This is a genomic window from Streptomyces sp. bgisy159, assembly GCF_965341775.1.
Taxonomy (GTDB): Bacteria; Actinomycetota; Actinomycetes; order Streptomycetales; family Streptomycetaceae; genus Streptomyces.
This window is the reverse complement of the sequence record NZ_CBDQZH010000023.1, coordinates 1-22,656: the sequence shown is the minus strand read 5'-3', so window position 1 is coordinate 22,656 and position 22,656 is coordinate 1. Positions and strand designations below refer to the sequence as shown.

24 protein-coding genes are annotated in these 22,656 nt (G+C 66.8%); 17 read left to right on the top strand and 7 right to left on the bottom strand.

The window, feature by feature from the left end:
- The first annotated feature begins 2 nt into the window (after positions 1-2).
- Both ACSLTV_RS21910 and ACSLTV_RS21905 read left to right on the top strand, forming a co-directional pair.
- Positions 3-491, top strand: coding sequence for a hypothetical protein (locus ACSLTV_RS21910; protein WP_435612707.1), 489 nt, complete (start codon positions 3-5; stop codon positions 489-491).
- A gap of 53 nt (positions 492-544) precedes the next feature.
- Positions 545-1,585, top strand: a complete 1,041-nt coding sequence (locus tag ACSLTV_RS21905) for a SpaA isopeptide-forming pilin-related protein (RefSeq protein WP_435612706.1) — start codon at positions 545-547, stop codon at positions 1,583-1,585.
- 635 nt (positions 1,586-2,220) lie between these two features.
- Here the strand turns inward: ACSLTV_RS21905 and ACSLTV_RS21900 are convergent.
- Positions 2,221-3,744 (bottom strand): gamma-glutamyltransferase, encoded by a 1,524-nt coding sequence (locus ACSLTV_RS21900; protein WP_365154796.1) that lies wholly within the window; start codon positions 3,742-3,744, stop codon positions 2,221-2,223.
- 145 nt (positions 3,745-3,889) lie between these two features.
- The gene (locus ACSLTV_RS21895; protein WP_435612705.1) at positions 3,890-6,460 is read right to left on the bottom strand and encodes a GIY-YIG nuclease family protein; all 2,571 of its coding nucleotides are present in this window, start codon (positions 6,458-6,460) and stop codon (positions 3,890-3,892) included.
- 490 nt (positions 6,461-6,950) lie between these two features.
- Between ACSLTV_RS21895 and ACSLTV_RS21890 the strand changes: the two genes are divergently transcribed.
- The 5 genes from ACSLTV_RS21890 (at position 6,951) to ACSLTV_RS21870 (ending at position 9,428) form a co-directional block, all read left to right on the top strand.
- Positions 6,951-7,304, top strand: coding sequence for a DUF317 domain-containing protein (locus ACSLTV_RS21890; protein WP_435612704.1), 354 nt, complete (start codon positions 6,951-6,953; stop codon positions 7,302-7,304).
- A 102-nt stretch (positions 7,305-7,406) separates the two neighbouring features.
- Positions 7,407-7,697, top strand: a complete 291-nt coding sequence (locus ACSLTV_RS21885) for a hypothetical protein (RefSeq protein WP_435612703.1) — start codon at positions 7,407-7,409, stop codon at positions 7,695-7,697.
- A 16-nt stretch (positions 7,698-7,713) separates the two neighbouring features.
- Positions 7,714-8,535, top strand: coding sequence for a DUF317 domain-containing protein (locus ACSLTV_RS21880; RefSeq protein WP_006143135.1), 822 nt, complete (start codon positions 7,714-7,716; stop codon positions 8,533-8,535).
- Positions 8,536-8,797: 262 nt separating this feature from the next.
- Positions 8,798-8,953, top strand: a complete 156-nt coding sequence (locus tag ACSLTV_RS21875) for a hypothetical protein (protein WP_435612702.1) — start codon at positions 8,798-8,800, stop codon at positions 8,951-8,953.
- A 7-nt stretch (positions 8,954-8,960) separates the two neighbouring features.
- Positions 8,961-9,428 carry an NUDIX hydrolase gene (locus tag ACSLTV_RS21870; RefSeq protein WP_435612701.1) on the top strand — a complete coding sequence of 156 codons (468 nt, stop codon included), beginning with the start codon at positions 8,961-8,963 and terminating at the stop codon, positions 9,426-9,428.
- A 10-nt stretch (positions 9,429-9,438) separates the two neighbouring features.
- Here ACSLTV_RS21870 and ACSLTV_RS21865 read toward each other — a convergent pair whose 3' ends face one another.
- Positions 9,439-10,008 carry an HD domain-containing protein gene (locus ACSLTV_RS21865; RefSeq protein WP_435612700.1) on the bottom strand — a complete coding sequence of 190 codons (570 nt, stop codon included), beginning with the start codon at positions 10,006-10,008 and terminating at the stop codon, positions 9,439-9,441.
- Positions 10,009-10,427: 419 nt separating this feature from the next.
- On the opposite strand from ACSLTV_RS21865, the gene serS reads away from it, so the two are divergent.
- Positions 10,428-11,714: a serine--tRNA ligase gene (serS, locus tag ACSLTV_RS21860; RefSeq protein ID WP_435612699.1), complete on the top strand. Its 1,287-nt coding sequence runs from the start codon at positions 10,428-10,430 to the stop codon at positions 11,712-11,714.
- Positions 11,715-11,758: 44 nt separating this feature from the next.
- Here the strand turns inward: serS and ACSLTV_RS21855 are convergent, their stop codons facing one another.
- Entirely contained in the window at positions 11,759-12,742 is a 984-nt protein-coding gene (locus tag ACSLTV_RS21855; protein WP_435612698.1) for a hypothetical protein, read from the bottom strand.
- A 520-nt stretch (positions 12,743-13,262) separates the two neighbouring features.
- Between ACSLTV_RS21855 and aspS the strand changes: the two genes are divergently transcribed.
- Entirely contained in the window at positions 13,263-14,585 is a 1,323-nt protein-coding gene (aspS, locus tag ACSLTV_RS21850; RefSeq protein ID WP_435612697.1) for an aspartate--tRNA(Asn) ligase, read from the top strand.
- 129 nt (positions 14,586-14,714) lie between these two features.
- Positions 14,715-15,284, top strand: a complete 570-nt coding sequence (locus ACSLTV_RS21845; RefSeq protein ID WP_435612696.1) for a nucleotidyltransferase domain-containing protein — start codon at positions 14,715-14,717, stop codon at positions 15,282-15,284.
- 240 nt (positions 15,285-15,524) lie between these two features.
- Here the strand turns inward: ACSLTV_RS21845 and ACSLTV_RS21840 are convergent, their stop codons facing one another.
- Complete coding sequence (locus tag ACSLTV_RS21840) at positions 15,525-15,938, bottom strand: NUDIX hydrolase (protein ID WP_435612695.1); 414 nt, start codon at positions 15,936-15,938, stop codon at positions 15,525-15,527.
- Positions 15,939-16,093: 155 nt separating this feature from the next.
- Complete coding sequence (locus ACSLTV_RS21835; RefSeq protein ID WP_234377037.1) at positions 16,094-17,344, bottom strand: hypothetical protein; 1,251 nt, start codon at positions 17,342-17,344, stop codon at positions 16,094-16,096.
- Positions 17,345-18,081: 737 nt separating this feature from the next.
- On the opposite strand from ACSLTV_RS21835, the gene ACSLTV_RS21830 reads away from it, so the two are divergent.
- Positions 18,082-18,936, top strand: a complete 855-nt coding sequence (locus ACSLTV_RS21830) for a hypothetical protein (RefSeq protein ID WP_435612694.1) — start codon at positions 18,082-18,084, stop codon at positions 18,934-18,936.
- Here ACSLTV_RS21830 and ACSLTV_RS21825 read toward each other — a convergent pair.
- Entirely contained in the window at positions 18,927-19,058 is a 132-nt protein-coding gene (locus tag ACSLTV_RS21825; protein ID WP_435612693.1) for a hypothetical protein, read from the bottom strand. The genes ACSLTV_RS21830 and ACSLTV_RS21825 overlap by 10 nt on opposite strands.
- Before the next feature lie 253 nt (positions 19,059-19,311).
- On the opposite strand from ACSLTV_RS21825, the gene ACSLTV_RS21820 reads away from it, so the two are divergent.
- The 6 genes from ACSLTV_RS21820 to ACSLTV_RS21795 all read left to right on the top strand — a co-directional run.
- Complete coding sequence (locus ACSLTV_RS21820; protein ID WP_055493664.1) at positions 19,312-19,521, top strand: hypothetical protein; 210 nt, start codon at positions 19,312-19,314, stop codon at positions 19,519-19,521.
- Complete coding sequence (locus ACSLTV_RS21815) at positions 19,505-19,888, top strand: DUF6879 family protein (RefSeq protein WP_435612692.1); 384 nt, start codon at positions 19,505-19,507, stop codon at positions 19,886-19,888. Before ACSLTV_RS21820 ends, ACSLTV_RS21815 begins: the two co-directional genes overlap by 17 nt.
- Before the next feature lie 123 nt (positions 19,889-20,011).
- On the top strand, positions 20,012-20,482 hold the full coding sequence (locus ACSLTV_RS21810) for an XRE family transcriptional regulator (RefSeq protein WP_229840011.1): 471 nt from the start codon (positions 20,012-20,014) through the stop codon (positions 20,480-20,482).
- A 34-nt stretch (positions 20,483-20,516) separates the two neighbouring features.
- The gene (locus ACSLTV_RS21805; protein ID WP_435612691.1) at positions 20,517-21,029 is read left to right on the top strand and encodes a hypothetical protein; all 513 of its coding nucleotides are present in this window, start codon (positions 20,517-20,519) and stop codon (positions 21,027-21,029) included.
- Positions 21,026-22,234, top strand: coding sequence for an MAB_1171c family putative transporter (locus ACSLTV_RS21800; protein ID WP_435612690.1), 1,209 nt, complete (start codon positions 21,026-21,028; stop codon positions 22,232-22,234). The genes ACSLTV_RS21805 and ACSLTV_RS21800 overlap by 4 nt, the downstream gene beginning before the upstream one ends.
- Positions 22,231-22,656 (top strand): amidase family protein (locus ACSLTV_RS21795; protein WP_435612689.1); only part of this gene is annotated, 426 nt, incomplete at its 3' end. The genes ACSLTV_RS21800 and ACSLTV_RS21795, both read left to right, overlap by 4 nt.

Below are 22,656 nucleotides of genomic sequence, written 5' to 3'. Positions count from 1 at the left end.
CCTTGTCCCTGCACGCCGCCGAGTTCTTCGCCGAACTGTGCCTCCCCTTCCACGACCACGCCGTCGTGGGCGCCACTTACTTCGCCGCCCCGGTCCCGGGCGCACCGCTGCGGCTGCGGATCGACTTCACCGCCACCATCCACGCGGACACCTACGGCGGACTTCGTGTGGCGGTCATCCACCCGGACCGCGGTGAAATCGACGTGGTCTCCCTCAGCTTCCTCGATCACGGCACCTTCCACCGCCGCGACGAAGCCCACAACACCCGGCCGAACACCAAGCAGTACGGCACGTTCAGCACCAACCGCCGCCCCGGTCGGCCCCCCTGGGAGGGAGCCGTCACCACCGGGCTGCGCGACGCCATCGAGCAGTACACCACCGTCTGGTTCCCCGGCGCCTGGGCCGCGACCACGCCAAGCCCCGCGGCGAGCCGCGCAGCGCACCGGGCGCCCGCCCCGCCAGCCACCCGCAGCCAAGCCCGCACCCGCTGAATCCCCGTGCGGTGACCGACCTTCCACCAACCGATCAAGGAGCCCCCTTCCTCGTGCACGCTCATTTCGTCCGTGGCGCCGTCCGATCCGCCGCAGTCGTCGCCGCAGTGACCGGCACCCTCACCTGGGCGCCGGCCGCGAACGCCCAACCCTCCGAACCGACCCCCTCCGCGTCGGCCACCGTTGCCGACACACCGGCCCCGGACGCGGGCAGCGTCGAGATCACCACCAGGGACACGGCCGGCGATGGGCTCCCCGGCGCCGCGTTCCTGCTGCTCAACTCAGCTGGCCAGGAGGCCGGACACGGGACAACCGACGCGCAGGGCAAGCTGACCTTCCCCGACCTCGCCCCGGGCATCTACCGACTCAAGGAGACCGCCTCCAACAGCCCGCTCCACGAGGTTGTCGCCGACCAGGACGTCATCATCACGCCTGGCGCCACCACGCGACTGACGATCACCGAACCATTCAAGGCCGCCAAGGTTCTCCTGCAGGCCAAGGACGACAAGACCGGCAAGCTCCTGCCCGGCGCAACGGTGAACATCGGCACCGGCACATCGACGCTGCTCACCCTGACGACCGGGGACAAGGGCACGGCCTCAGGGGCGCTGCCGGTGTCGAGCCGCAACATGGAGTTCTGGGTCAAGCAGGTCAAGGCACCCGCCGGATACGACCGCTACAAGCCGTCCAAGACATTCACCGCGGGCCCCGGCGCTCCGGTGACGGTGACCGTTACCAACACCAAAGCCGCCACCAGCCCGAAGCCCCACCCCTCGGACAAGCCTACGTCCAAGCCCACCGGCACCCCGACTCCTGCGGACACGCCGGGCGACGGGACCGGCGGGGTCAAGCCCTCAGCGCCGGACACCGGCACAGCGGATGCTGACTCCTCGTCCACCGCAGCCATGGCCCCGGACGGCGACTCCTTGCCGCCGACCCCGGCAGGCTCCCTCGCCCACACCGGTGCCGACGCCACGCCTTGGATCGCCGCAGGCGCGGGGATCCTCGTCATCGCGGGCGTCGTCACCCTGCTCGCCGTCCGCCGTCGTACGACGACCGAGTCCGAGCCCGACGACAACAGCAAGACCAACTAGCCGAACATCAACCACCGCCGCAGGCCCCCGTGAAGCGAATCCGGGGGCCTGCTGCGTCTATCGACGCCGAACCGCACCGTTCAGAGCATCATCGAGGACCTGGAACAAGTCGGCTACCTCACACGGGAGCGAGACGGGCGGCGCACGCGATACTTCCTTCGCCCGGATGGGAGGCGGCGCCATCCGGAGGAGGCCCCATCTGCGCCTCGCGACGCTGCTTGAGTTGTGTGTCCGCCAGGACCAACAGAGTGCAGCCGGCGGTTCTGTAGACTGCCGTTCCGCCACGCAGTCGTGATCCACCTTGGAAACTGAGGGGCGGGCGCGTGAGCACCTGAGCACCACGCACGCTGACGCTCAGTCGGCGCTCACGGACGCACAATCGGTAGGGAACTTCCCGCCACACCAGCGGCCCGTGATGCCCTTGACGCTTCGGACCGCCCTTGGGGGTGCCGATGAGGACCAGCGGCCGGTGATCAGTTCCCGCCTACGACTGTCGGCCGCGCCCCAAGATCAGCGAATCGTCTCTGTGCGTTCGGTGCTCCAACCGCCAGGCGCCAGCTGCCGCCTGTCATGCCGGCAAGGGGAGCCGCTCCTTGGCGCACCCCCGAACGCTTGGTATCGGCTGATGTGGAGATTTAGGCGCGTGCCGGGGGCAGGTCGTAGCGGCTGACCGCCAGGTAGGTCTCTGGTGTCGCCGCTTCGAGGAGGCTCTCGTCGCCTTCCAGGTCGAGTGCCGGCTCCTGGGATCGGCGCAGCAGGCTGCTCCAGTCGCTCGTCGCACCCCGCTCGTAGGCGTCGCGGAGCAGGAGGCGCAGCCGGGGGCGGGCTTCCTCCTGCTGCTCGCGGAAGATCCGCCGCTGGGTGAGCCGCTGTTCTTCCTGGGCTTCGTCGCTGAGCTCTTGGTCACCGCTCGGCTCGTCCTCGGCGCGCAGTCCTGGAGTGCGCCGGGCGATGGCGAGGTCTTCCTCATGGAGGCGCTCGCAGGCGGCGAAGAGCTTCCGGGACATGCCGAGGTGCACTTCGGTTCCGGGGATGCGGCAGGTGAGGAAGTCGTCGAGCCCTATGGAGCGGATACCGGCGCGCAAGGTGTGCTGCTCGGCTTGGAGCGCTGCTCCGCGGGCATCGGCCCGCATGGCGAGGGTGAGGCCGTCGTGCTCCAGGGGCGTGGTGAGTCCGGTGCGCCGACGGCGAGAAGTGCGGTCTGCGGGCACGGGCACGGTGCGCAGTTGCGAGACGGGAGCGGAGCGCAAGGCGAGGTAGGTGAGCATCTGGGCGCGGGCCGCGCCGATGAGCGCGTCGTCGCTGTCGCCGAGGCGGTCTTCCAGGTTGCCCGCGCCCGCCGCCTCCTCGTCGATGCCAGACCCATCAGGGCTGAGGGGCGGCTGGCCAGGGTGTAGGTCGTGGTCGATGGTGAGGAAGAGATCGTCACCGGGACGTACGGACGCTCCGACCAGGACGGTGCGGTGCGCATACGCGCCGAGGATCTTGCTGCCGGCCGCCAGCTGCGCCCACCCTTTGCGGAGCGTGCCCAGGCCGACGTCGCCACCCTTGGCCTCGATCAGCCAGTACCTCTCCTCTGCCTCGTGGCGCCCCCACAGGTCGGGCAGCTTCTTCTTCGGGTCCTTGAACGTGTCGTACAGAGCGGGGATGGGCCCGCCGAGTTCGAGGTGCTCGGTCTGGCCGAGGCCCAGCAACGAACGGCAGGCCCACTCGGTCATCGTCATGCCCAGCCGGTAGCCGGCGGCGTTCTTCGCGCTGCGCTCGGTGCCGTGCGCGTACACCGGGTTCCAGGTCAGGCGCCGGCCCTTGGCCCCAGGCACAGGGTGACGGGGCTCGACGACGTGCGCGCCAAGGTAGGCGTACAGCGGAGAGACCCGAGCGACCAGTTCCCCGTGTGCGTAGCGCGGCTGGTTCTGCAGGTGCGGGGTGACGTCGCGGCCGACTTCGGTGGCAGCCTTGATGATCTCCCGCCACGTGGTGGTCGGGGCGTACCAGCCGTCGGCCGCCGGGAACCCGTCCGATCCCGCCCACGCCTTGTGCTTGGCCGTCCGCCACTGCCGCCGAGGCTTCTTCGCGGGTCCGTTTCGGAACAGGACTGGTATGTCGAAGCTGTCGGGGTAGGTCAGCGGCGGCTCGTCGGGGATGTGCGCGGGGATCATGCGGTTCACTCTGGCATGTGCTCAGACCGCTCCCGGAGCCGGGTATCGAGCCGTCTACGGAGCCGCGGCGCAATCGATCCGGCTGGTAATTCAGTCTTGGCGCCGGACATGGACACGTCGAGCTGGCCCCCATACCGCACGGTACTCAGGGTCGGTCCCGGCGCACGTCGTTTCGCCGTCGTTCGAGTTGAGGGAGCCAGTGCTCGGGCGGCTGCGGATCCGTGGCTGCTACCGCCCAGCCGTCCTCTTCTTGAGGGTTCCGGGGAGCCCAGGTGCGCGGTGGGCGCAGTGCGAGGACATCCTTGACGAGTGCCCCCATAGCATCAGGAAGGTCCCGGTCAGGATCGTTCAGCAGGAGAGGAATACCCAGCGGGCCCCGTCGGGGGGCTGATGTCCGGTAGGTGACCTGGCAGGACGCGTTCGCTTCAAAGACGACGCCGCGGGCGTCGGTCGGCCCCTCCTCGTCCGAGAACCAGATCAGCCGGTCGCCGGCTACCAGGCGCTCCCTGCCATGGAGCATGCCGTTCCGCACGGTTCCGTCTCTGTCGAGGAAGGGAACGGGGTCCTCGTAAGCGCCGGGATCGTTGTCGCTGATTCCGGCCACGTGCCCGGGGTCATGCGTGGAGTGGATCTCCAGGAGGTCGCCGTCCGCGTGGGCCATCCAGATGTCGAGAACCTCAGCGGACGAGCTGAGCAGATGGGGGTACGCGGTGAGCACGAACAACTGCCCTGCCCTCAGTGGCAGGACGACTCGGTCATTCGCGGGCAGGCGATGAAGCGCAGGGATCGGCTCCCAGCTGTTGATACCGGTTACCTCCCTCTGGCACCGGCGGATCGCCTCGATGGCCGTGTCAAGGGAGACGCGGAAAAACTCCTTGCTTGCGTTAACGCGTTGGGCGGTGAGGAGGCGGTGGACAGCCTGTTCGACGTCTTTGGGCCGGGATGTGTGGGCCCTGAAGAGCACGTCGAAGGGGAAGGGGACCGATGTGCCCGACAGGTTCTTGGCTCGGTCCTCCGCGAGCAGGTCTGTGTAGCCGATCTTGAGCATGTCCGGGAAGGCAGGGTTCCGCTGGACGTACACGAACCCAGTGGTCCGAGGAGAGGGCAGAGGAGTCCCGTTGCCCGTCTTCCGTGAGCTGCCGGTTTTCTGGTGCCTCTTGGTGCCCCTGGAGAATCCGGAGAGCGTGACTGGCGGGTCGGACGACAGTACTTCGATCCCACCTTCGAGGTTGTGACGGGATGAGACGGTGATGCGGCGTCCCGAGAAGAAGTGCTCCACCTCAGCGCGGGACAGACAGCGCAACGCTTCTTCGAGCGGTTCGATCCCCTCATGTTCGTCGTAGTTGCGGTTACGGAAGTCTGGCAGGGATCGGGCCAGTGCATTGGTGGCGGCTTCCGTGATCAGACTGGCGAGCTCCGGACCGATGTGTGCGTACACAGTGCCTAGGTGGGTGGACTCGATTTCGTCGTACTCGTTGTGTGCTTGGGCATAGAGGTCGATAGGGACGCCGGCACGCTTCGCGATGAGGAGCAGCTCGCAGGCGTGGCCTGGGTTGTCCAGGTCGAAGACGAAGTGGGCGTGCATGCCCGGGGACTCCGTCCTGGGCTTACGGCAGATGAGTAGAAGGCGGTTCCGATGTTCGGGATCCCGCTCGAAACCGAGGGGCAGCACCCCCTCTGTGAATGCGGCGAGGGCAGCCTCCGCCTCTGCTGCGGTTCGGACGATGATGTTCCACCAGGGCAGAGGGCCGAAGGTGCCATGTACCGCTTCGGCATCAGGAACACAGGAACTGCCTGGGTACGACTGCCGGAAGTCGAGGGAGTGGTTCAGGAAGGTCTGAATGCAGGCGTCCTGGAAGCGCTCCTGATGGGTGCGTGCCCGCAGCATGTCGCGCTCTGTGTCGCTCAGGCAGCCGATCGCCTCGCCGAGCATCTCTAGCTGCTCGTTGACCAGTTTCAAGGCTCGGGCGATCACTGGCCGCAGAGCGTGATTCTTCCGGAGCTGTCGACTTACCTCTCGAAGGTGCTCCTTGGCCGCGGTGCAGTAGGCCACATCTGCGCCCAACTTCCATAGGTGCCTGGCCTCGTCGGCGGGAAACTGCGCCAGCCACAGGCGATGAGCGTCGTTGCCCTTCCTGATCAAGGCAACTGAGGCGGCATGCCGCACATGAGCGTCGCGTTCCGCTTCCAGCCTGGACCAGATGGTGTCGGAGTACGCATCAAGAGATATGACTGAGAGAGGCACCAGAGCCTCTCCGGTGCGAGCCTCCACGCCCCAGTGCCGGGCCAGTTCCCTGGCCACTTGGGCGGCGGTTGCCGCGCGGGACGACCGACGTGACCAGTGGTCCAGGAGGAGGGCATACGTGCTCTCTGGATCCGCAGCGCGCAGTCCGAGGCCGAACAGCAGGACGGAACCGACAAGGCCGTCGCGCTCCACGTGCCGGCGGACATGCTCGACCAGGCTGGTGAGTTGATCCGTGTCAGGCTTGGGATCGGCGAAGACCGGGTGCTTTGCCAGCAGTCCCGTGATGTGCGCGGTGGACCGGCCACGCGCGTCCAAGACGGCGATCCGCAGGATCAGGAGGGCACGCAATAGATCCAGGTCACTCGGGTTACCGACGATCCGCGCCGGATCCAGCAACGGGTGGTGGCGACCGACAGAGGTGGCAATCCCCGCGCAGATCTTCTGGATCCACTGCTCGCGCAGGTCGGTCAAGCCAGTAGCGGAAGGCACAGCTTTAATCCCCCTGTTAGACAAGGACGGTAATGGAACCCTCTCCGACATCCGCACCGGAGACCGTCCTCGTGAAAGCTCTGCCGGCGCGTGCTGTCGGCGACCTGTGGGACATGCAGGCGCCTGGCAGACGCCATGCCCATCAGCCCTGATGGCCTGGAGGGCCACGGCCAGGCAGCTCATCATCCTGGGCTGTCGCATCTGCGGAGTGTAGGAGGTGCCGCTGACAAGAGACCCGCATCGCGACGTTCCCGCTGACTTCCTCGGGCCCGTGGCGGTGTGGGAAGCCCCCACGACTTGGTTCGCTGTCAAGCGCCTGGATCAGATGCCAGGGCGACTGGCTTCACTGTCCAAGGACGACAGTTCGCCGGGGGCAGACAGGAAAGATCACAGAAAGACTGGCCAACCTGCGCGGGAGCATGTCAACGTAGACGACCTTGCAAGAAACCCCAGGTCAGAGAGGTGATTACCCGTGACCGTGGCTCCCGCCGGCCCTGGATTCTCCACCACCGTCGAAGCCCTGCGGCTGCGCGAGTGGCAGCTGGGTCCTGGCCAGCCCACGCTCGTCATGGACCAGTTCTCCGCGGAGGACTTCAACCTCATCGTGGACGACCGTGCGGACGTACACGTCAGCTCCAAGGACGGCCGGTTCTACCTCGGCTGGTTCCCGCTCGGTCGTCCCGGCACCGACGGCGAGGGATGGAAGATCGCCGTCACCGGCACGGCCAACGTACCCGGCTACCAGCTGTCGTTCGACACCGAGACGCCGGCCGACATCGTCGCTGCCGCCGTGGCGCGCGTGCTGGAAACCTCACGTCGCGTATGACAGTGCCCCACGCGTAGTCCTCGCTGGGAGGGTGGCCGGCTGACTGCCAGGCCGCCGGCTGATTCCACCGCTCACCGTTTTCCTCACCCAAGGAGGCCGTTCATGACGTCCACGGAGATGACCGTCGGCGATCTCATCGACCTGCTGTCTGGTTGCGACCGCAGTGCTCCCGTCCGCCAGGCCATGAACCCGTTCTTTCCGATGGCACACCGCTTGGCGCAAGTCGTGCAGTCCGTGGACGAGACCGGCCAAACCGTCGTCTACCTCGCCGAAGACCGAGACGAGGGCTCACAGCTCGGCCATCTGCCGCCCGAGGTCGCCGTCGCTCTGACCTGGCAGGGCGACACGCAGGCACCGCCGCGCCGCCCCCGCCGCCGTGCCGGCGGCAACTAGACCCGCACCGAGCCCTTTGGAGGCGCCCCTGTACCCCGAATTCCCGCCCAACCCGTCCACTCCACGCGGCGGCCAGCTCGCGTTCTGGGTCGGCCCCCGGCACCTGGCCGGTGACGATGGGCGCCTCTACGACACCGTCGCCGACACGCTCGCCGGCCTGGGCTGGACGAGCCTGACGATCGTCCGTGGACGGCACGAGCCGGACGAAGCACCCGAGGACCGCCAGGTCCTGCGCAGCACCGTCCTGCACATCAGCCCCGACGCGCGCTGCTGGGCGCAGTGGAGCCTGGCGGACGAGCCGTTCCACCTGGGCGACTTGCCGATCGCCTGGCAGATCTCCGCCCGTGCGGACACGAACAACCCGCTCGCCCAGTGGTCGGCCTACTTCACCCCCGACGTCCCCGGCGAGGCCGTGACCGACTTCCTCGTCGCGCTCGACGCCCGCGACCAGCCCGCCCTGCCGCTCGCCGGCCCCGAGCTGGTCCTCGACACCGTCGCCGCACACGGCTGGCTCCGCGACATCGACCAGCCCCAGGCGGCAGCGACGGACCCGACGTTCACCTCGCACATCAGCCTTGGCGAGGTGCCGCCGCTCATCCAGGACGCCGACCCGCGCACCCTGGTCGCCGAGGCCGACGCTGCGGGACCGGCCGGATGGCAGGCATGGGCCGAGCCCGCGCTGGGCACGCAGTGCCTGTGGGCGGCGTCCTTCGCAGCCAGCGTCCCGCACGACCTGGTCGCCGCGTTCGCCGCCTCGCTCAGCTCGACCGCACCGGTCCTGCGCCGGGTGCTGCCGGCGAGCACGCGGGACCGGCTCCTGCGCGCCCCGGCTGGCTGAACGCCGGTGTCCGTCCTTCATTCGACGCATGAAGCCCGGCCTCCCCGATTTCGGGAAGGGCGGGCTTCATGCTGCTGTGTTTGCCGGTGCGCTGAGGGGTTCGGACCGTGACGGCAGTATGTGACGACAGCGGCGACAGAACCCGTAATCCCCACCAGCAGTGCCATCTTGCCTGCCCAGACGATGCGTTCCACGATCTCGCCCCGATTGTCAGACCGGAGTGCCATCGTTCGTCCATGTTCACCCTTACGACGACCACCTCATGGTCAACCCGCGCATCTGGGGCCAGCCGGCCAGCGCCAACCCGCTACTCCAGCTCCGCAACATAGACGGCGGGGAGTGGTTCCAGCGGTACGGCGACAGCTTCGAGGCCGTGTGGGCATCCGCGCGCCCCTGGGCGCCCGACAGACAGGAGTAGCACTGCCGTGGGCAGGACCGAGTACTACCACGACCCCAAGGCCCCCAAGGCCAACACCCTTATCCCCGCCAGCAACCTGCTCGTGGTCAACGACGAAGGCGCCATCCTTCTCCAGCGACGCCGCGACACCGGCCAGTGGGCCCTGCCCGGAGGAGCCCAGGACATCGGCGAGAGCCCGGCGCAGTGCGCCGTCCGCGAGTGCGAGGAGGAGACCGGCATCGTCGCGGCGGTCACCGGCTTCCTCGGCGTCTACTCCAACCCGGAGCACATCATCGAGTACACCGACGGCGAGATCCGGCAGCAGTACGAGGCCGTGTACATCGGCCGCCCCGTAGGGGGGAACCCCACCGTCAATGAGGAGGCCGACGGCGTGCGCTGGGTTCACCCGGACGACCTGGACAAGCTCGACATCCACCCGAGCATGCACGAGCAGATCGGCCACTACCTGACCGGGGCTTACCCCTACCTCGGCTGACTGCTCGGACTTACAGCTCCACGCCGGCCTCGACCGCAGCCGCCCGCACCCGATCCGCACTCGCGTGGATGTGCGGGGCGGCCTGGCGGATGAAACGCCCGACCACGCTGTCCTCGCCGTAGCGGCCCAAGATCTCCTGCAGCCGCTCATGGGGCGTCGTCCGTCGGCCGTCCGGCGTCGTGGTCATGTCGCAGTAGACCAGCGCGTTCACGAGGAGCGGATCATCCAGGAGGGGGAACTCGTCGGCCAGCTCAGTCCGGAGGCCACGCTCCGCGGCTTCGAGCAGCGCATACGAGTGGTTCGCGACCAGGCGGACAACCCGTCCCTCCGCCCCGTGCACGTCCCGGAGATACCGTGCTCCGTCCAGCGGATGGAATCCCGTAGAGACGAGCGGGGGCGCGTAGCCGATGTCATGCAGCACCGCAGCCGCTTCCAGCACCTCCGCGCTGTTACCGGCCAGCGGCGCCAGCGTCTGGGCGCAAGCGACAACGCCCTGCGAGTGTGCCCACCGGCGCGGGAGGCTGCGACTCAGCAGCTCACCAGCCAGTTCGTACGCCCAGTCAACCTTGGTCGTTGCCACCTGGGGAGGATATGGCAGCAACGGCGAGGAGGTCTTGGGCATCCGTGGCCGTGAGCAAAGGGGAAGCCTGGACGCTGCGGGAGCCGCTGAAGCGATTCTCGATTGCGGACCTGATCGCCGCGTACGTATCCTTCCGGGCAACGCGTTGACGGAGACGAGTAGCTAGGGATCACGCGAGCCGAGAGAGCTGCTGGCAGCTGGGAAGGCAGCCTCGCGCCCCAGGTGAATCCCCTCCCGAGTGCGGGGAGGAACGGCCTTAGGGAAGGTCCAATGCCCCGCCGGTTGACCCCCGTGACCGGGTCGTGAATGAGGCCACCATCTGCTGGTGGCGAAGGCGCGGTGGCACCGCGAGTTGCCCCTTCTCGCCCGCGCTCCCAAGGGATCACGTCATGATGACTGATCGAACGGAGCACGGCAGGATGATCGATGTCACCCTGATTCGCCAGAACCCAGTCCGTGTCCAGCAGGCGCTAGCCAAGCGGGCGGTCCACGTCGACCTCGACGAGTTTCTTCGACTGGACGACGACTACCGACAGGTGCGGGCTGAGATGGAACGCCTCCGTGGGGAGCGCAAGAGGATCTCGGGCGAGATCGCGAAACGGCAGTGGGTTGGCGAGGGCGTGGCAAGTCTGCACGGTGAAGCATCGGCCGTGGGCGAGCAGCTGACCGCCGTCGGGGCGCGGCTCATCGAACTGGAGCAGGCGCGTCAGGTCTTCCTTGATCCGCTGCCGAACCTACCCGACGCGGACGTGCTGGCCGGGGGCAAGGAGAACAACGAGGTCATTCGTGAAGCCGGCCAGCGTCCGGAGTTCGGTTTCACGCCCAGGGACCATGTGGAGCTCGCTCGAACTCTGGGCTTGGTCGACTATGAGCGGGGCACGAAGCTCGGCGGCAGCGGCTTCTGGATCTACCGGGGTGACGGCGCGCTCCTGGAGTGGGCGCTGCTGAACCACTTCCTGGAGGCTCATGTGCGGGACGGCTATGAGTTCGTGTTGCCACCGCACATCCTGACCTTCGCGGCCGGGTACACGGCGGGCCAGTTCCCCAAGTTTGCGGAGGAGGTCTTCGCCTTGGAGCAGGGGGAGCACGGTCCGGAGCGGTTCCTGCTACCGACCGCGGAGACAGCGTTGGTCAATCTGCACCGGGACGAGACGCTGCCCGAGTCGGAGCTGCCTCGGAAGTACGTCGCGTACACGCCGTGCTATCGCAAGGAGGCCGGCGGCTATCGCACGGCTGAGCGGGGGACCCTGCGCGGTCACCAGTTCAACAAGGTCGAGCTGTTCGAGTTCACCCGCCCTGACGCCTCGGACGCCGCACACGAGGAGCTTCTCGGCAGAGCGGAGGACTTGGTAAAGGGACTGGGCCTGCACTACCGGATCACGCAACTCGCGGCCGGCGACACCAGCGCAGCGATGGCCAAGACGTACGACGTCGAGGTGTGGCTGCCGAGCATCGAGGCGTACGTCGAGGTCAGCTCGGTGTCGAATGCCCGCGATTACCAGGCGAGGCGTGGCAACATCCGCTACCGGCCCCAACAGGGGAAGTCGACGTTCGTCCACACGCTGAACGGCTCAGGTCTGGCCACGAGCAGGCTTGTGCCCGCGCTACTGGAGCAGCACCAGCGGGCCGACGGCACGGTGGAAGTACCCGACGTGTTGCACAAGTGGATCCCGAGCGGCGTCCTGACAGCACCGCCCTCGGCCTGAGCTGAGCGGGCTGTCTGTCGAACACTGAACGGGTGGGCCCCAGGTCAGAGTGCCCAACCACGCCGGTTGGCCAGCCATCGCAGTGTGACCTCTCCACACCACGTCTGGTGCTGGCGAAGATGCGGTGACCAGTCTGCTGCGGGCTGTCCGCCGGAGGTGAGGAAGAAACCGGAGAGAGCGGCGAGCGCCGCATCGAGTTGTTCGTCGGCGACTCCGCGGGCGGTGGGGTGCTGGGTGAACAGGGCGGTGGCGTCGTGTCCGTCGGCGTAGGCGGTGGCCAGGAGCAGGACGAGGTCGAACCAGCTTGCACCCAGGCAGGGCCAGTTCCAGTCGCAGATCCACGCGGCGCCGTACGCATCGATCAGCACGTTGTCCTGTCGTAGGTCGTGGTGGAGGACGGCATTGCCTGCGACGGCCTCCCGCCATCCGCTTTCCAGGCTGGCCAGCACGTCCAGTAGGTCGAGTGGTACCCAGGAAGGCAGGGCGTTCGTGGGCGTGGCGCCGCGGGCGAGGTTGCGCCAGTCGGCGAAGTCACCGCCGTCACCCACCGGCTTGAGGCCCACATGCTGGAGTGCTGTGGGTGGGGTGGAGAGTGCCTCTGCTGTGATCCTGTACGCGTCGAGAGTGGCCGTTAGCTCATCAGGCTTCCACGGTGTGGTGGGCATGCGGCCACCGGGGACAGCGTCGATGCCGAGAACGACCCATCCGTCGTGCTCCTCAATCCACTGCAGGCGTGGCGCCGGAATCTCTGCCGGGAGCGCCTGGTTGATCAACGCTTCCCTGCGGTAGGAGTCGGCCACCACGCTGTTGTCCAGGCTCTTGACCGCCTTGACGAACAGAGGTCCGAAGGCCCCGCGGAGTACAGCGGCGAAGCCGCTGGTAAATCCGCTCCCTGCGCTGCGCCCGGCATGTACCGAGCCTCCGAGGCGTCGGGTGATGAGCTGGCGAACGTCTTGTGGGAGGTCCTTCCAGTCTGGGCGTACCGCTGTGGCGTTGTACTGAAGGCGCGAGGTGATGATGTCGGGCATTCCGTCAGGATGGGGGAGCTGTGTTTCCCGGCGCCACGAAATTGTCACGCGGATCCGTGTCCGTGCATTCGCTGACTGAGCCTCGTAGGCTGCGCCCCGGGTAGCGTCATCATCAGTGCGACTGCACCTCCTCCTTCCTGGCGCCGTTGATCGTCGGGTGGCCGCACCTGCTTCCGAACCTGCCCACTGGCACGATCATGATCTACGCAGAAATCTCGCTGTCGTCTCGAGGCCCGGCTCGCTATCCTCCGTCGCAACGCGATGACGGAGACGAGTAGCCCGGGATCACGCGAGCCGAGAGAGCTGCTGGCAGCTGGGAAGGCAGACTCGCGCCCCAGGGCGAAGACCCTCCTGAGTGCGGGGAGGAACGGCCATGTGGTCCTATGCCCCGCCGGCTGGCCCCGTTACCGGCCACGAATGAGGCCGCCACTGTCGAGTGGTGGTGAAGGCGTGGTGGAACCGCGAGTCCCCTTCTCGCCCGCGCCCCCAAGGGATCACCATGACGCCCTGGAGGGCTGCGATGATCCATACGACCGATCGTGTACTGGTATCCGACCTGCGCGAGCACTTGGGTCGAACCGTTTCCGTGTCGGGCTGGGCGCACACTCTGCGCCTGCTGAGTAAGGTCCAGTTCGTCGTCGTACGCGACCACACAGGCATGGTGCAGGTCACCCACCGGCGCGGCGGCGCAGGCGACGACATCGAGGCCGCCCTGCAGCAGCTCACGCCGGAGTCCGCGGTGCGGATCACCGGCCGCGTCGCCGAGAACCCGATCGTGAAGCTCCACAGCCTGGAGATCATCCCGGAGCGGGTCGAGGTCCTGAACCGGGCCGCGACACCGCTGCCCATCGACGAGCAGACGGGCCTGGAGCACCGCCTGGACTGGCGGTTCTTGGACGTACGCCGCCGTTCCGCCGCTCAGCTGATGTTCGCCGTGCAGACCACCCTTGAGCAGGGGATGCGCGAGTACGCCTATGCCCAGGGCGCCACGGAGATGCACACCCCCAAGCTCATGGGCACCGCCTCGGAGTCTGGCGCGGAGGTCTTCGAACTCGGCTACTTCGATCGCAGCGCCTATCTAGCCCAGTCGCCGCAGTTCTACAAGCAGATGGCGATCTCGGCCGGAATCGAGAAGGTCTTCGAGATCGGCCCCGTCTTCCGTGCAGAGCCGTCGTTCACCTCCCGGCACGCCACCGAGTTCACCGGCGTCGACGTCGAGCTGGCCTGGATTGACGGCGTCGAGGACGTTATGGCGTTCGAGGAGCAGATGCTCGCCCACGCCATCGCCAAGGTCGTCGGTGCACACGGCGATGCGGTCCGGGAGCAGTTCGGCGTGGAGATCACCGTCCCCACGACGCCCTTCCCCCGCATCACCATGGCCGAGGCGCACGACATCCTGCGCAAGGGCGGCTGGGACTCGGAAGGAACCAAGGAGGACCTGGACCCGGAAGGCGAGCGGAGCATCAGCGCCCACATCCAACAGGCCACCGGCCACGAATTCGTGTTCATCACCCACTACCCCGTAGGCATCCGGCCCTTCTACCACATGCGGCCGGCCGACGACCCGAGCGTGACCCTGAGCTTCGACCTGCTGTGGAAGGGGCTGGAGATCACCACCGGCGCCCAGCGCGAGCACCGCTATGACGTGCTGCTGAAGCAAGCCGCCGAGAAGGGCGTGAGTCCGGAGCCGATGCAGGACTACCTGAACGCGTTCCGGTACGGGTGCCCACCGCACGGCGGGCTGGGCATGGGCCTTGGACGCGTACTCATGGTCTTGCTCGGACTGGAGTCGATCCGCGAGGCCACCTTCCTCTTCCGCGGACCGAACCGGCTCACCCCATAGCTGGCCTCTGTGTATGGCTGGCCTAGCGTCGGGTTTCCCCTCAGGGGTCGCGTTCACTGAGAGCATGGACAGGTGAGTATTGAGGGAGTGGGGCGCTGGGTGCCGGCTCGTCCCGAAGATATAGCTGTCATGTTCGCTGCGGCCGACTTCCCGTGGTGGATCGCTGGCGGGTACGCGATCGAACTCGCCGTCGGCCGTGAGCTACGCCCGCACGGCGATCTCGATGTCCTCGTCCTCCGACGGGACCAAGCTCGCGTGCGCGGTCTCTTGACCGACTGGGACCTGTACGTGGCGGACCCACCTGGCATGGGGCGGCTGCGCCCGTGGCGTTCTGGGGAGACTCTTCAGCCGCCCCTCCACGACATCTGGTGCCGACGCACGCCTGAGGCACCCTGGTCCGTGCAGCTCATGCTGGACGAGGCGGAGGGCACCCATTGGGTCTCTCGGCGTACCCCACGGATCCGGCTTCCGATCGAGCGGTTGGGACGAAGAAGCGGGACTGGCATCCCCTACCTGGCGCCCGAGGTGCAGCTCTACTACAAGGCGAAGGCGACGCGGGAGAAGGATGAGACAGACTTCGAAGCGGTACTGCCGCTGCTCGGCGAACCTCAACGCATTTGGTTGGCGAACGCTATCGCGGTAACCGTGCCGGACCACCCATGGCGGCAGCGTCTTACGCCACCGGACGCACACAGATGAGACGTCGGCCGCCGAGCGCGGTCCGGGGTGACACGAAGGTGGTACGAGAGTTGTACAACCTGAAGCCCTGGCACTCCATGAGTGAACACTTGGTCGACGAGGCAATGGCGACGCCACGCTAACCAACCGCAGGCAGATCAGGCCGATTTCAGTGTCCACGACCAGTTCTTTAGCTCGTCGGGAGGGCGGTCTGATTACCCGACGCTGCCTCGTCCTCCGTCCGCAGGACGCACCGAGGTGTTACCGGCTCAGTGCGGCGTCGAGATATACCTGCACCGCGTCGAAGAGGCCGTATGGCACGTACGCGGGAATCTGGGCATGCCGGACCCATGCCACCTCAGCCAGTTCATCCTCGTCCGCGACGTAAGGAGCGCCGGACTCTACGACACAGGCCACGTAGGTCATCTTCCGGCCAGTCTTGGGGTGAACCCGTTCTCCGAGGACCTTGAGAGCGGTCACCTCCATGCCGACCTCTTCGCTCGTCTCTCGCACGGCTGCTTGTTCAGGGGTCTCCGTCGCCTCGATCTCGCCCGCAGGGAACTGCCACGACAGTTGACCTTCCGCGACCCGGCGACGAACCATGAGCACGGCGCCGTCCTGGACCACGATCGCGGCTGCGATGCCCGGTCGCTCTTGTGCCGTTTGCTCGGTCATACGTCTTCCTCCAGTGCTGCCAGCATCGGCGGGTAGATCGTGTCGACGGACATGAAGCGGCCCTGTAGGTTCTCAGATCCCGTGTCATTTTCTCAGTCGCGATGTCATGTGACTGGCCGAACTGACACGGGATTGAGAATCGCTGGCCACTGCCGTCACTCGTTTGAGGACTCCGTTGCCAGCGGGATACCGCACAGCGGGCAGCCGTTTGCGTGGTCGTCCTGACAGACGTAGCCGATGGCGCCATCCACGCACCATTCGGCGGCCTCCTCGGACAGCAGGTCGGGCCCGGCAAGGAGCAGCCGACGAAATTCCGTGGTGTCCGCAATGTCGGCCGGCCGGTTGGTGAACCACTCGTCGAACCAAGGCTTGTCCCGGTGTATGCGCCAGTGGGCATTCTCCCGGTCGTCGACGGCCGTAAGGAACCGATCGACGATGCGCCCCCAACTCGGTGCTCCGAACCAGCCGTTGTCGAACGCGCACAAGGATTCGACCAGGGTTCGCAGACCGAACTCCTTCTCGCTAAGGCAGTACCTTCGCCCCCATGAGATCGCGACCTGTGCCATCTCCGCGAGTTCTACGCGCGGATCATCCTCGTGTGCCGGGTCGTCAGGGTTGTGGCAGGCCAGCCCGAGCTCGAGCACAGACTGCCCGGTCGGTAGAACCCGGGACGGGTTGACGATCGCGAGACCGAGACCGATCCAGTCGACATGGTCGAACGACAGCATCGAGCGCACGAGTCGGGTGGTTGCCGCGTTGATCCGCATCATTGTGCCGTCGTGCAGCGGACTCTTCCCGGCATGCCAGTTCTCGACGGGTGTGTTGCGCCACACGGCGAGCGTGATGCGGGTGGCAGCGAGCCACAGCAGGGCGTCGTCGTCGAGGTGCCCGAACCGCTTGGCGCACTCCTGGGCGCCGTAGGTGATCAACTCTTCCGGTTTCGGCCACCTGTGGCTGTCGGGCCCTTCAGGCCCTTCAGGCGCGTACTCGTAGTCATCGGCGTACTCGTCGAGGATCGCGCTCAACTCGGCTGCGCTGTAAGCCTCGCTGTACTCGGAGCTGTCCGGCTCCTCGACGGTGTACATGTCGTGGTCCCAGGAGACGTACACATCGCCCCAGAGCACGACGTCATCGCACTCGCTGGCGTTGTCCGTCACAACCGGCCTGATGGTGATCGGGGCAGTACGCCCGTCGGTTCGCTCGCCGTCCTTCTCGGCAGCCCATGCAGTGATGACCCCGAGCGGCTTCGGAAGGAGAGGACCGACCTCGGTGATGCTGAACGGCTCGTCGTCGTCATCGGTGTCGAACCGGCTGTTGACGAACGCGACCGCCTCGGAGGGCGAGCTGACGATGGACTGGGTACCACTCTCGTTGTCAACCACTCGCCACAACGCGCTGTTCTTCACGATGCTCTCCGATCGCGGTGAGTGCACCCGGGGCGGGTGCGATGCGCCGGGTCGCTCGGCACTGACTCCAATTATGGGCTGATCAACCCGTCCGTAGTCCCGCAGGCGCTTGTCAGCGACGACGCTCGGGACGTTCGTGTGCAACGAAGGTGTGTGAGTGGGTGGAACGGATGGTTGCCGATGCAGGTTCGTGACGCCCCGGGCCGCGTTGCAGCCTGCTGGACAGCCTGAGGAAATGACACCGATCTGAGACAGCCGCCTGCCGACACAACGTGAGACTCAAGGGAAATATCCAGGTCACAGGGTCGGCGCCTGACACTGAAATCGAGAACCTACAGGCCCGCCGCATTCTTCGCCACCCAAGCCGCTCTTCAACCGCATCATTGTTCGTTGCGTCCCCTGCCAGGTACACGCAGTGGACACCCGTCGCCGGATGGATCCGCTCAACCAGACCGCGCCGTACAGCACAGCACACGCCCGTCTAATCCAGCGTCTCGCGGGCAGCCGCGGTCCCTCCTGCCGCAGATCATCCCGCCGCAGCTGTTCCTCGCTCCGTAGAGGGGGGAAGTTGCCGCAACCGACCTCGTCCTTGGCGAATGCCAGGCGCTCCGCCTCTTCCCGCTCGATCAACTGCCGCACAGGATGCCGCACATCACCCACTACATTAATCAACTTACGGATGCTTTCACCTGACGGCAGGTCGCCAGGACCCCACAGCGAGAGCCCAAGGAGTCCAGATGACGCTCTCTTCGCCTGGTGCACGGGCCGTGGACTTGCGCGTTGAGTCGGTTGATGACGTTCTCGAACACGTGGAGCGGTCCCTTCAGATGCAATTGCTCCGTGACACCGTGCTGTGCAAGCGGCGCTCGGTTGGGGCGCAGACGGACCGCGGAACCTGGGTGAGGGTTGAGCGGCGCAGCTTCGACCGGATCGGAGCACAGGGCTGGAACGGCACCGAGGCCGCAGCGGTCTTGCATGGAGTGTCTATGCCGAAGTGGTACGCGGGGCTGGCGTGGCGCGAGCGGGGCGAACCGGTGATGTGGCGGGCAGACGAAATGGCGCTGGTCACCGCCCCGCCCGTAGGGCAAGCCGCCCTGGTGATCGAGGATCCTCAACTGTCGGACGGCTGGTGGGCGGCGCTCAATGCTTCGCTGGACGCACTCGCCGCGCAGCGCACGCACCGCATCGCCACTCCGGACACCGAGACGGCCACCCAGGAACTGGTGACTGGGACGATCCGAGCAGTCTTCCCCGAAGTAGACGCCACCGTGGATGAGTGGACGCCGGCACATGCGGATCTGACGTGGGCGAACGTGACCGGGCCCGAGTTCTGCATCCTCGATTGGGAGGATTGGGGGATGGCGCCGCGCGGACTGGACGCGGCCACCCTCTGGGGGAACTCCCTTGCCGTCCCCGCCCTGGCCCAACGAGTGTGGGCGGAGCGTCGGCCAGACCTGGAGAGCAGGTCTGGCCGGCTGATGGCCCTGTTCTTCTGTGCGAAGGTCGTAGGGCCGCACGCCCATCCCCAGGATCCCCGCTTGGAGCCCGCCCGGAAGGAGGCGGCGCGGCTCATCGCCGAGCTTCACTCCTGACGGCGGTTGCGCACGAGGCTGCGGTAGTGGCGGACGGCCTCCTCGTCCACCGCGAAGCTCTGGGCGTTGGTCAGCTCTCGCAGGTGGTCGGGGTTGTCCGTGCCGACCGCTACCGCGTTCACGGGCGGGAGGTGGTAGGCGGCCCTGAAGGCAGCCTGCACCGGGGTGGCCTGCTGCCGGGAGCAGGTAGGACGGGGTCCCTCAGTCAGCCCCCGCACCCTGCCGCTCCTCTTCCTCCCCTTCGGCTGCGCCCCTCCGGCCGCACGGGTTTATGCGAGGACACGCATAGTCGTGTTCGTGCATAGACGCTGCGCCCCGCCCCCTCTAACGTCATGGGCGGGCGGCCCAATCGGGGCCAGAGCAAGGGGGTTTGGCATGTCCGAGCGTTCGGCACTCACCCGGCTCACGGGCAATGGCAACGGCGAGTGCGGAGAGAAGGACTGCCCGAACGTGTACCGCACGGCCGCGGGGTCGTTCGTGGTGCAGGGTGACGTGTCCGACGCCTTCACCCCGCCCGCCGGGGAAGGGCTTGTGGAAATCCCGGAGGCGGTTCTCAGGGAGGCGTTCCGTGCACTTGGATGGTGACGCCTGGAACGACTGCTTCGATTCCATGGAGCGTGAGGCGTGGAGGCTGGAGACGCTGCCCGTCTACACCATGCCCCAGGAAGCGGAGAAGTTGAAGCGATTCCTCGCCGGGGAGAAGTCGCCGGACGATTACACATCGGCCTGGATGGATGAGGTCCGGCAGTGGGCCTCGGAAGGAAAGAGAGTCGGCAGGGTGCACGTCGTGACCCGCCCGCTCTCGGACTACCTTCGGTTCGAATTCGAGTACTACTACCGGCACCACGTGAAGGCGGGCGAGGATATCCGTATCCTCGACCTCACCGACCGGGAGAACCCGGGACTTCCAGATCAGGACTTCTGCCGCCACCCGGCATACTCCTGCCGGTAGAAACGGACAGGCCGACCTGAAACAGGCGGTACGCGTCACACGGAAACGTGCTGGTGAGGAAGAACTTTCCATACAGTGGATCAGCTCGTCAACTCACGTTTATCGCGGGGTAGGGTGCTTGAAGTGACGACGAAGTCCACCCAGGAAAGGATCATGAAAGACTCGACCGAAGGCCAGGTGAGCCCCAGGGGGCTCATGGACCGCCTAAACCGCCTGTTCGACACAGTGCACCCGCCGGACCGCGGCCCCTTCAGTAACGCCGAGGTGGCCGAACTCATGGAGAAGCGCGGACTGGGCAAACTGTCGGCCCAGTACCTCTGGCTCCTGCGGACTGGGCAGCGAGATAACCCGACGAAGCGTCACCTCGAAGCGCTAGCAGGGTTTTTCGGTGTGGACCCCGCGTACTGGTTCGACGACGGCGTCGCCGAAAAGACCGTGCAGGAACTTGAGTTGCTCGCACTGCTTCGCGACACGAAGATCAAAAACGTTCTCCTTCGCCTGTCTGACGTTTCCGCAGACGGAAAGGATGCCGTCCTGGGAATCGTCGAGAGCGTACGAAAATCCGAGGGGTTGCCGCCCTCAACTGGCTCGTAAAACGGCCGCGTTCAGTAAGTGATCAAGGAAAGCAATGTGGTCCGCACGTAGGCTGCGCCGGCCTGACCTCTTGGCCGAGCTGCAGCTCCCGCATGTCACCAATATCCGCGACCTCAGCGACGAGGTCTCACGCCGCACGGGACGGAAGGTGGTCCTGGAGGCCCGTGAGCAGGCGCCCTCCGTGTGCGGGGCATGCGCCGTCACGGAGAGTGCCTTCCACGTGTACTACGACCCGCGGACCAGCTCCCTGCACCAGGACCACATCATCGCCCACGAGTTCAGCCACCTGCTGCTCGGCCACCATGAGAACCGCCCGGCGTCCGCGCTCTCCTCAACCATCTTCACCAGGGTGGGCTCGGCCACCGTCGAGATGATGCTGGGCCGTACCAAGTACGACGAGGACGAGGAGCGGGACACCGAGCTCCTCGCCTCGTTGATCCAGCGCCGGATCATCGACCGGTGGCTGCGAAGCGACGAGTCCTCCGGAGACGAAGTGCAGGACCGGGTCACGCACACGCTGCTGCGCCGACGGGTGGCCCGGCCGTGAAGGACCTGCTCCACCCGATCAGCCTCGTCGTCGCCACGCTCGGCTTCCTCTGCTTGCTGCGGGACGTGCCGACCCGCCGCCGAGACCCCGCCTTCACCGCGCTGGCCGCCGTCTTCTTGCTGTCAGGGCTGTCGTTCCTGTTCTCCATCACACTGATGTGGCAGTACCTCGACCATGTCCTGGGTGTGGTGAACCTGTCCGTACCCCTGGCGATGGGGTGCGTGGTCGCGCTGCTCGCCTGCCAGCAGATCGTCCTCACCTACTGGGGATCACCCCCCGAAGTTGCCCGGAGGAGGGCACGGGGGTGGCTAGCCGCCTGCTTCGCTGTGATCGCAGGGCTGCTGGTGCTGTTTGTCCTGCTGACGCCGAACGCGCCGCGACCGATCAACTTCACGCTGTACTACGCGCATGATGGCTGGTACGCCGCGTATCTCACCCTGTACGTCACGGCCTACACCATCGGTGAACTGTCCCTCGCCCGCGCATGCTGGCGCCTGGCCCACCGCAGCACACGCGGGTCCGTCCGCGTCGGCCTGCGCATCGTCGCCCTAGGGGCCACTGTCACGCTCGGATACAGCGCTGTCCGCATCGGCAACGTGATCGCCGGCGCCTTCAACACGTCGCTCGCAGACTGGGAGGGCTTCGCGTGGACCTGCGGCGATGTCGGCGCCATGCTCACGCTCATCGGCTGGCTAGTGCCCACCATCAACGATCAGGCTCAGAGCCTCCAGTACCGGATCAAGCAATACCGCAGCTACTACGGCCTACGCCCCCTGTGGCTGGCGTTCTACAGCGAGGCGCCCGAGATCGCACTGCCGATCGACCGAGTTGACCCGGCCCAGAGGCGCCGCTTCCGTAGCATCTCGATCCGGCTCTACCGCCGAGCAGTCGAGATCAGAGACGGACGGTTCGTGATCCGTCAGTACCTTGATGCCGCAGTCCGCGAGGCCAGCGAAGCCCGCCACCGGGCCCGAGGGCTTCACGGAGAAGAGCTGTCCGCGGCCGTCACCGCCGACCAGATCCTCGCCGGAATCGCCGCCCGGGCCGCCGGTACCCGCCCGGAGTCCGACCAGCTCACCGAGTTCGCCGACTCCGAACGCCAGACCAGCAGGCCCATGGACGACATCGACGCTCTCCTCGACGTAGCGCGCCACCTGCCCCGCCAGCCCGCACGAGCCCCCCACCTTGAGCAGGTCTCCGCATGACGACCGACCTCACCCACCAGCCCGCCCACGTCCAGCTCCAGGCCCTGGATCGCCGCGAGATCTCCAGCCGCGAACTGCTCGACCTCCACCTGGCGCAGATCGACGCCAGCCAGATCAACGCCGTCGTCACCCGCGACGACAGCACGGCCCGAGCCGTCGCACACGCAGCCGACGAACGCCGCGCCCGCAACGAGAGCACCGGCATCCTCGACGGCCTTCCCCTCACGATCAAGGACAGCTTCGAGACGGCCGGCCTGCGCACCACCAGCGGTGCCGAGGACCTCGCCGATCACGTTCCCGCACACGACGCCGACGCCGTCGCCCGGCTCCGCCACCAAGGCGCCGTCATCATGGGCAAGACCAATTCCCCGGCGTACTGCCAAGACCTGCACACCGACAACGTCCTGTTCGGCCCCACGCTT